The sequence below is a fragment of the Paenibacillus mangrovi genome, assembly GCF_022898935.1.
Classification (GTDB): Bacteria; Bacillota; Bacilli; order Paenibacillales; family Paenibacillaceae; genus Paenibacillus_AQ; species Paenibacillus_AQ mangrovi.
On record NZ_JALIRP010000009.1, the window covers coordinates 120,367 to 128,955 of the forward strand.

At 43.4% G+C, this 8,589-nt stretch carries 7 protein-coding genes and 1 pseudogene; 6 read left to right on the top strand and 2 right to left on the bottom strand.

The annotated features are described in order from the left end of the window. The first annotated feature begins 95 nt into the window (after positions 1 to 95). The 3 genes from MUG84_RS20850 (at position 96) to MUG84_RS20860 (ending at position 3,086) form a co-directional block, all read left to right on the top strand. Complete coding sequence (locus tag MUG84_RS20850; protein ID WP_244728486.1) at positions 96 to 1,100, top strand: tRNA dihydrouridine synthase; 1,005 nt, start codon at positions 96 to 98, stop codon at positions 1,098 to 1,100. An 84-nt stretch (positions 1,101 to 1,184) separates the two neighbouring features. Then, a complete protein-coding gene (locus MUG84_RS20855; protein ID WP_244728489.1) occupies positions 1,185 to 1,754 on the top strand; it encodes an SF0329 family protein in 570 nt (189 codons plus the stop codon). Positions 1,755 to 1,895: 141 nt separating this feature from the next. Next, the gene (locus MUG84_RS20860; RefSeq protein ID WP_244728491.1) at positions 1,896 to 3,086 is read left to right on the top strand and encodes a DUF4317 domain-containing protein; all 1,191 of its coding nucleotides are present in this window, start codon (positions 1,896 to 1,898) and stop codon (positions 3,084 to 3,086) included. Positions 3,087 to 3,227: 141 nt separating this feature from the next. Here MUG84_RS20860 and MUG84_RS20865 read toward each other — a convergent pair whose 3' ends face one another. Both MUG84_RS20865 and MUG84_RS20870 read right to left on the bottom strand, forming a co-directional pair. After that, on the bottom strand, positions 3,228 to 4,775 hold the full coding sequence (locus MUG84_RS20865; RefSeq protein ID WP_244728493.1) for a solute symporter family protein: 1,548 nt from the start codon (positions 4,773 to 4,775) through the stop codon (positions 3,228 to 3,230). After that, positions 4,772 to 5,119 (bottom strand): DUF485 domain-containing protein, encoded by a 348-nt coding sequence (locus MUG84_RS20870; RefSeq protein WP_244728495.1) that lies wholly within the window; start codon positions 5,117 to 5,119, stop codon positions 4,772 to 4,774. Before MUG84_RS20870 ends, MUG84_RS20865 begins: the two co-directional genes overlap by 4 nt. Before the next feature lie 208 nt (positions 5,120 to 5,327). On the opposite strand from MUG84_RS20870, the pseudogene MUG84_RS20875 reads away from it, so the two are divergent. The 3 genes and pseudogenes from MUG84_RS20875 to MUG84_RS20885 all read left to right on the top strand — a co-directional run. Beyond that, positions 5,328 to 6,365, top strand: a pseudogene (locus MUG84_RS20875) (DUF4317 family protein); the annotation flags it as partial. A gap of 280 nt (positions 6,366 to 6,645) precedes the next feature. Further along, positions 6,646 to 6,999 (top strand): HIRAN domain-containing protein, encoded by a 354-nt coding sequence (locus MUG84_RS20880; RefSeq protein ID WP_244728497.1) that lies wholly within the window; start codon positions 6,646 to 6,648, stop codon positions 6,997 to 6,999. Between the two features lie 293 nt (positions 7,000 to 7,292). Beyond that, positions 7,293 to 8,249 (top strand): helix-turn-helix transcriptional regulator, encoded by a 957-nt coding sequence (locus MUG84_RS20885; RefSeq protein WP_244728499.1) that lies wholly within the window; start codon positions 7,293 to 7,295, stop codon positions 8,247 to 8,249. Positions 8,250 to 8,589: the final 340 nt, after the last annotated feature.

Sequence of the window (8,589 nt, forward strand, 5' to 3'; positions counted from 1 at the left end):
GTGTACTATTGTTTAATCAATTATGTTATTAAGCATGATATAAGTGGATAAGAAGTCGAACATTAGACGTTATATTTTGGGTCAAAGTTTGATTAATGAGAGGATTTGAGTCTGAAGTGAACAATAATTTTTGGCTTGATTTACCCCGGCCTTTTTTTGTACTTGCACCAATGGAAGATGTGACGCACGTTGTTTTTCGTCATGTCGTGAGTAAAGCAGGAAGACCGGATGTGTTTTTTACGGAATTTGCGAATACGGAGAGCTATTGTCACCCAGAAGGAAATCATAGTGTGCGTGGCCGTTTACTATTTACCGAGGATGAACAACCCATGGTTGCACATATATGGGGCGATAAGCCTGAGTATTTTCAAAAAATGAGTATCGATATGGCGAAGTTAGGATTTAAAGGGATCGACATCAATATGGGTTGTCCTGTTCATAATGTGGCATCCAATGGGAAGGGGAGTGGCTTAATTCTCCGTCCAGAGATTGCAGCTGAAATCATACAAGCAGCAAAGGCAGGAGGATTGCCTGTAAGTGTGAAGACCAGACTTGGTTTCACAAGGGTTGATGAATGGCTGGACTGGCTGACACATATATTGAAGCAAGATATAGCTAACCTTTCGATCCATTTGCGTACAAGAGAGGAAATGAGCCAAGTCGATGCGCATTGGGAACTGATTCCTGAAATTAAGAAACTTCGAGATCGTGTGGCACCACATACGCTATTGACGATTAATGGAGATATTCCTGACCGTCAAACGGGCTTGAAGCTAGCTGAACAATATGGTGTGGATGGGATCATGATCGGGCGTGGTATTTTTAAAAATCCATTTGCCTTTGAAAAAGAGCCGAGGGAACATAGCAGTACCGAATACCTTGATCTTTTAAGATTGCAGCTGGATCTCCATGATCAGTATTCCCAAGAATTAGAGACACGTCCATTCAAAGCTCTTCATCGCTTTTTCAAGATTTATGTCAAAGGGTTTAGAGGGGCAAGCGAACTAAGAAATCAATTGATGAGCACAGCGTCTACAGATGAAGTGCGTGCGCTTCTGGACGAATTTTCACAACATATGGATGAGGGCGGAGACAGTTAAAATTAAACGAGATATGGTTTCAAAAAAAGAGAGCCTAACAGCCGCGAATACGGATAGACAGGGTTTGAGAATATAGGAGGATACATGTCCTGGAGTAAATTGAAGCAACAACTGGAGAGTTTTCTCTGTCCTGCGTTAGATGGAAGGGTTGAATACCGTGCAACGGGTTATCGTTATTTACCTGATAAAGCAGGGCTTTGTTATATTTCTGTAGATAAAAAGGACGTACTCCGAATGAATGATAGAACGAGTTCAATCAGATGGTATCAGACGGAGCTGGAAATTAAGAATGACTCAAGTTTCCAAATTCCGATCAGCGATGAAGAAATGGAAGCAGTCAGAAAGGATACCAAGGGGACCGTTCCGGAGGATCGTCTAAAAGTCATTGCAAGAAACAGAAAAATATCAGGATATGCAAAGGAGCTTTTGACGGCACAGGCTTCATTAAGCAAATCAAATTTTGTCGTTGTAGCGAATAAGTTTTTATCGACTTCTATAGAAGAAAGCATCGAGAGCAATGACATCTTATTGAATATTCTAGCTTTGGTGGACAGACGAATTGGAAAAAAACGAATTTTAAACATGTCCGAAAAGATGAAGTTAAAGCATCCCATTGTGCAGTATTTCTATGAACTACGGCGTAGTACATGTTGAGAATAAAGAACTTTCGTCGCGTCGATCCATGGCTATAAAATAGAGAAAAGAAGCAATGACGAGAAACCCTTCTAGCGAAGGGTTTTTATATCGTTTATACTTATAAAGCCAATTTACTTTCTAGGAGTTGTCTAACGAACCATGAACAAGAAAGAAGTCGCGCACATACGCAAGCAGTTTAAGCTGGATAATCATTTGATGAATATTTACGATATTCTTAACGTGTACATTATGAAGGAAACGAACGAAATTTATCACTGGGAGCGGAGTCCCTTTGAGTTAGTGGACCGGGAGAAGCAGGAGCTGTACATGGGCAATTTCAAAAAGCTGCTGACCGGCGAATTGGATCATAAGCTGTTCGAGCTCAAGTTTCAGGAGGAAGCGGAAGATCAGAAAGACCCTTCGCGGGTGCTGCTTCACCAAGCTATGCAGACGGGGGATCCGGAGGAGTGGCAGGATCTGATGCTGCTGCTGGTGGACAAAATGATGGCGGACACGACGTATGAACGGGATACGGTCATTACGTTCGTACGCGGACAATACTACCGGCCGACCAAGGCGAGAAATGATGAAGCCGAAGAGACTGGGAATGACGAAGTGTTCGGGCATCCGTTCATTCTATGCAGCGTGAACTCTACGGAGAAGCAGCGGAAGGCGCTCTTGTTCGACTATGTGGAGAGAGAGTTTAAGTACAATATCATTGTAGATCCGATCATCAAGCTTAGCACACCGGAGCAAGGGTTCTTTTATCCCAGCGTGACGGACAATTATTCCGACGTGAACCGGGTTCTATATGCTACGGGAAAATCGAATGATCCGAATGAGCATTTCATCTCTGAGGTCTTGAATGCGGAACGGTCTGTGACGGCACTGGAAGAGAGAGAGATCTTTGAAGACATCGTGAAAGAAGTGGCGGGCGAACAGCTGGACTCCGCCACGATCGCACACGTGTACGAGGAGATTCATCATGTGATTGAATCCCACCAGGATGAGGAGGAACCTCCGAAGCTGGATTATACCGATGTGGAACGCGTGCTGACAGCAAGCGGCGTGGACAATGTGACCAAGGAAGCCGTGGAACGGGCATTTGAGACCATCGTTGACGATAAGAACTATGAACTGAAGGCGAAAAGCGTTATCCCGAAATTTACGTCAAAATCGATAAAGATCGATACCAAGGTTGCCACGATTTCAATCAGTCCACAGGATTTAAGGTATATTAAACAGGTGAGCTTTCAAGGCAAACGCTGCATTATGATTGAGGTTGACGAAGATGCCGTCATTGAGGGCTTTACGCTCAACACAGAGACGTTATTGGAAAGAGCGGATTGAAGCGATAGCAGCCTTTGAATTGGATTTCGCATTGCCAAAACAGCCCCTAGAATACTGGTGATAGAGTAGATCAAAGCAGTAATTTAAAAAAGCATCCGAAAAACGGATGCTTTTTGGCATAAACAAAATATAAATTTAGGATTACACCGTGTTATTGATTCCCGTATTGGAGCGTACGAGAATTTCATCGAATTCGACTTGATTGTCTGCTTTTCCTGTTTTACGCGACAGCATGGTGCCGATAAAACCAGCGATAAAGCCGAGCGGAATGGAAACAATGCCTGGAGTCGTAAGAGGATACAGCGCGTGTCCAACGAATATCGCCTTTCCGGCTTCAGGATTAAATACGTTTGGACTGACGATAACGAGTCCCACGGAGCTAATCAGACCAACCACCATAGCCCAGATCGCACCATTCGTATTAAATCGCTTCCAGAAAATTGTATATAGAATAACAGGTAGGTTTGCACTCGCAGCAACGGCAAACGCTAGCGATACTAGGAATGCAACGTTAAGATTTTTAGCAAATAAGGCTAGAATAATGGAAATTATAGAAATTCCGATGGAAGCATAACGTGCCATACTGATCTGCTGTTTCTCTGTCGCTTTCCCTTTTTTCAAGATTTGATTGTAGAAGTCGTGGGAGAAGGCAGCAGCGGCGGTAAGCACAAGTCCTGCTACAACGGCGAGAATGGTCGCAAATGCTACAGCAGAAATAAATGCAAATAGCATATTGCCACCCAGTGCTTTTGCGAGCAGCGGAGCAGCCATGTTCCCTGCTTTATCCGCAACGGTAATATCACCATTTCCAACGAAGGCAGCAGCGCCAAAACCTAAGAAAATCGTCATAACATAGAAAATACCGATAATCCAAGTTGCGTATACAACAGAGCTGCGAGCTGTTTTCGCATTTTTAACCGTAAAGAAGCGGACAAGAATATGAGGGAGGCCTGCAGTTCCAAGTACTAATCCCATCGTCAAGGACAGTGTATCCAGACCATCTTTATATTTAACACCAGGGTTAAGGAAATTCTCTTTGAGTGGCGTTGCTTCTTTGACATGATCGAACATGCCTGTGATGCTCCAGTTGAATTTGTATAGCACGATAATCGAGATTAGAAGCGTTCCGCCCATAAGCAAAATTGCTTTGATAATCTGTACCCAGCTCGTTGCGTGCATTCCGCCAAAAGTAACGTAGACTGTCATGAGAACACCTACGATGATGACGGAGGTTGAAAAATCAATCCCGAGAAGCAGCTTGATCAAAGCTCCTGCACCTACAAGCTGTGCAAGCATATAGAAGATGGATATGGCAATAGTATTAAACGCAGCAAATCCGCGAATTTTTGCAGTTTTAAAGCGAACGGCAATCATATCCGCAAAAGTATATTTTCCTAAATTTCTTAAAGGTTCTGCGACTAAAAAAAGTACGACTAAGTAAGCAACAAGGAATCCGATACTGTAGAAAAATCCATCAAATCCTGCTAACGCAATCGATCCCGCAATTCCTAAGAACGAAGCCGCTGACATATAGTCTCCGGCAATCGCCATCCCGTTCTGCCATCCGGTCAATCCGCCTCCAGCAGTATAGAATTCGCTTGCAGATTTATTTTTTTTCGAAGCCCAGTATGTAATGACGAGTGTCAAGGCAACGATGACTAAAAACATAATAAATGCAGCAGTGTTCATAGCGACCTCTCTTTCTCAGCTACAATTTGGTCGGAAATTCTATCGAATTTAGTAGCTTTTTTGTAGTAGATCATACAAAATGCCCAGGTCATGATAAATTGCAGAAAGGCAAAGACCCAAGCCCATGTAATACTGCCGTAAAAGGAATGATTCAAGATGTTAGTGTAGGATGTAAGGATCGGTAGGGCGAAATAGAAGCAAAGGAAGAAGATTGTTAGAGGAATAATGAATGTTTTCTTTGTTCGAATCAGCTTTCTGAAGTTATCTGACTTCGCAATTGATGAGTATTGTTCGGGAGTTAATTCCTGCCTCGCACGATCGGCGGTTAACTTTTTTTTTGCCATCAGCAATCCCTCTCATTCAATTAATATACCTGCATAGTACAAAAACGAAGCGCTTTCAAAACATGCCGTACAATTGTAAGTGGCCACCACCTTCAACGCAAATATGTACAATTTGTGAAAAAAACAATTCGAAAATATTATACAATAATGTTTAAAGTTGTAAAGATATAAATTGTTTGTATTTTTTAATCGTCCGAAGCTGACCTTGAAGCAGGAGCTGTACATGGGCAATTTCAAAAAGCTGCTGACCGGCGAATTGGATCATAAGCAGTTCGAACTCAAGTTTCAGGAGGAAGCGGAAGATCAGAAAGACCCTTCGCGGGTGCTGCTTCATCAAGCTCTGCAGACTGGAGATCCGGAGGAGTGGCAGGATCTGATGCTGCTGCTCGTGGACAAAATGATGGCGGACACGACGTATGAACGGGATACGGTCATTACGTTCGTACGCGGACAATACTACCGGCCGACCAAGGCGAGGAATGAGGAAGCCGAGGAGACAGGGAATGACGAAGTGTTCGGGCATCCGTTCATTCTATGCAGCGTGAACTCTACGGAGAAGCAGCGGAAGGCGCTCTTGTTCGACTATGTGGAGAGAGAGTTTAAGTACAATATCATTGTAGATCCGATCATCAAGCTCAGCACACCGGAGCAAGGGTTCTTTTATCCCAGCGTGACGGACAATTATTCCGACGTGAACCGGGTTCTATATGCTACGGGGAAATCGAATGATCCGAATGAGCATTTCATCTCCGAGGTCTTGAATGCGGAACGGTCTGTGACGGCACTGGAAGAGAGAGAGATCTTTGAAGACATCGTGAAGGAAGTGGCGGGCGAACAGCTGGACTCCGCCACGATCGCACACGTGTACGAGGAGATCCATCACGTGATCGAATCCCACCAGGATGAGGAAGAACCCGCGAAGCTGGATTATACCGATGTGGAGCGCGTGCTGACCGCAAGCGGGATAGACAATGTAACAAAGGAAGCCGTGGAACGGGCGTTCGAGACCATCGTTGACGATAAGAACTATGAACTGAAGGCGAACAGCGTTATCCCTAAATTCACGTCAAAATCGATCAAGATCGATACCAAGGTAGCCACGATTACGATCAGTCCACAGGATTTAAGGTATATTAAACAGGTGAGCTTTCAAGGCAAACGCTGCATTATGATTGAGGTTGACGAAGATGCCGTCATTGAGGGCTTTACGCTGAGCACAGAGACGTTACTGGAAAAAGCGGATTGAAGCGTTAACAGCCTGCGAAATGATGGTTTTAATGAGGCTTTGAAATTGTTGGATTAATATATTACGCAACGATAAATCATACGACTATTCATTGAGAGAGGATGGAAGTGATTTTTTGTAAAATGGCTCACTTCTCCCTTTAAAGAAATCCCTTGCTTTCAGAAAGCAGGGGATTTTCTTTTTAGAACGTATATTCGCTGACAAACGGCTGTTCATAAAAAATTATACAATAAGAACATTATACAACGGTTAGAATATATAATTTTCGGGAGTGGTGGGCATGGAACATCAGATTCATATTGCGATTACAGGTACAACTCATTATTTTGGTACGAGCTTTTTGAAACCAGGGCAGGTCGTACACCTTGTAAAGGATCCCGAGAATCCGTATGACCAGGAAGCTATCAAGGCTGTAATACCTCCAATCGGCAAGATCGGTTATATCGCCAATAGCATGCACACGGTGCCCAAAGGCTGCAGAAGCGCAGGACGGATTTATGATTCATTTGATCAGCAAATTTGTGGAGTGATCCGGTTTATTGTGAAGGATCTGGCTATTGTTGAGCTTGTGGAGAATATTGAGGGATTTTATATGATTCATCTGTCAGAGAGCGATTCATTCCCACTAAGATAAGGACATTTCTCTCGTCTATCTTCCAGGTTGGGCGACCAATCTTACGCATCAGGGCAGCTACTACTTTTAGAAATATCTGTGAGACCTGTCTGCTCATTGATTGTATGTAGCATTTTTGCTTTCATATAATGGCGAATCATAGCGAACTTTAGCATATTTTGATCTTGTTGAAGATCGTTTTTTTATCATAATCGGGAAAAATACAATCGTTTTTAGTTCTATGGGAGGACACAGAGGGTGGCTGTCGAATGATGTATATATCAAAATGAAATTCGAAGTAGGAGAATAGAACTATGTCTGACAAATTATTCAGATGGTTTAAAATAATTTACGCAATTCAAGCTAGGCCGGGAATAAATGCAAAGGAACTGGCCGACAGATGTGAAACGGATGAAAGAACGATATACCGTGATTTACGTTCACTAGATATATTAGCGCCGATTACGAACAACGGCTACGGTAAGGGGTATACGTTTGCGGGGAATTTTGCCATGTTTCCATTCAATTGGACACAGCAGGAAATGCTTGTATTTTCGATGCTGCCTTCCTTTGTCGACCAAAGTAATATGCCACCTGGGTTTGACACTGCGTATGACAAGGTAATGGCGTCACATTTCAGGCAAAAGAGCCGAGATCAGGAAATTTTGAGGCATGTAACGGACATCATTCAGATGGGTTCCCCCGCTTACCGCGAGGATGCACCGAATTACCTGTTTCATGTTATTCAGGCGATTGTGGAAGAGAAGACAATCAATGCCGTATATCATACGCAGAACCGAAATCAAGAAACTGAACGCGAAATTGATCCTTATTACCTCGTTCCTCGGGACCAACGTTTTTATTTGATCGGATACTGCCATCAGGCGCAAGATATACGCACTTTTCGGCTAAGTAGGTTCCGCTCAATGGAGATGACCAGCCGTACCTTTAATCGTGGAAGTTTCAATGTTAAGAATTACATGAAAAATACCTGGTCTATTGAAAGGGGTAATGAGCATATTCACTTCAAAGTGAAATTCTCGCCGGACGTAGCCCGTTACATAAAGGAAGAGGAGATGTTCGTGCGCCCAAGAATGACGGATTTGCCTGACGGCAGCCTTCTATTCGAGGTCACATTGAACCATGACCGGGAATTTATCGCCTGGGTAAGCCAGTATGGTCCGGATGCAGAGATTTTGGCGCCGGTCTCTTATCGGAACATTATGAAAGAACGGCTAGAAAAGTGGATCAAACAGTATGAACAAGAATAGGTGAACGGCACTATTGCGCCATTCCCAGCAGCTTCGCCAGTCGACTGAAAAGATGGTTCTCTACTAGCTCCTGTATGTATAGTTGAATCCTAGTCACTATCATAAGTGACATAAAATTCGAAAGGTATATAATAGGAGATATAACCCAAAGCGTTAAAGTGAAGACTGTTCATTAATTAAGGTGAACAACCTGAACGAGCGTTCGTTTACTAGGAAAGCATCATCCACGTTGCCGTGAAATCAATCGAGAAACGACAAATCTGGGATTAGGCTGCATAACCTGCTCGAAAGTACAATCCTGTGCTCGCTTAGAAACTAGGGAGAAGCTTAAGCGAATCTG

Coding starts and splice junctions, on each gene's coding strand:
- MUG84_RS20850 (WP_244728486.1), top strand. CDS start 96: ATGAGAGGATTTGAGTCTGAAGTGAACAATAATTTTTGGCTTGATTTA.
- MUG84_RS20855 (WP_244728489.1), top strand. CDS start 1,185: ATGTCCTGGAGTAAATTGAAGCAACAACTGGAGAGTTTTCTCTGTCCT.
- MUG84_RS20860 (WP_244728491.1), top strand. CDS start 1,896: ATGAACAAGAAAGAAGTCGCGCACATACGCAAGCAGTTTAAGCTGGAT.
- MUG84_RS20865 (WP_244728493.1), bottom strand. CDS start 4,775: ATGAACACTGCTGCATTTATTATGTTTTTAGTCATCGTTGCCTTGACA.
- MUG84_RS20870 (WP_244728495.1), bottom strand. CDS start 5,119: ATGGCAAAAAAAAAGTTAACCGCCGATCGTGCGAGGCAGGAATTAACT.
- MUG84_RS20880 (WP_244728497.1), top strand. CDS start 6,646: ATGGAACATCAGATTCATATTGCGATTACAGGTACAACTCATTATTTT.
- MUG84_RS20885 (WP_244728499.1), top strand. CDS start 7,293: ATGTCTGACAAATTATTCAGATGGTTTAAAATAATTTACGCAATTCAA.